This is a genomic window from Alkalibacterium sp. s-m-28 (assembly GCF_054658175.1).
The window spans coordinates 1-255 of record NZ_BAAGIQ010000411.1; the positions used below are offsets into that span (position 1 = coordinate 1).

Consider the following 255-nt stretch of genomic DNA (forward strand, 5'->3'; position numbering starts at 1 on the left):
TAAGCATGCGCTATGATCACCTATGCGGTATTAGCACCCGTTTCCGGATGTTATCCCCCTCTTATGGGCAGGTTCCCCACGTGTTACTCACCCGTTCGCCACTCATCCACACTCTGCAAGCAGAGTGCTTCAGCGTTCGACTTGCATGTATTAGGCATACCGCCAGCGTTCGTCCTGAGCCAGGATCAAACTCTCATTTTAAGTTTGACTTGCTCATTGTATTACTTGTGAGTTAACCATGTTAACTCGTTTGTT

Annotated in this window: 1 rRNA gene; it reads right to left on the reverse strand. The window is 47.8% G+C overall.

The window, feature by feature from the left end:
* Positions 1–201: ribosomal RNA gene (locus ACYQ4S_RS12795) — 16S ribosomal RNA — on the reverse strand; the annotation flags it as partial.
* Between the last annotated feature and the right edge of the window lie 54 nt (positions 202–255).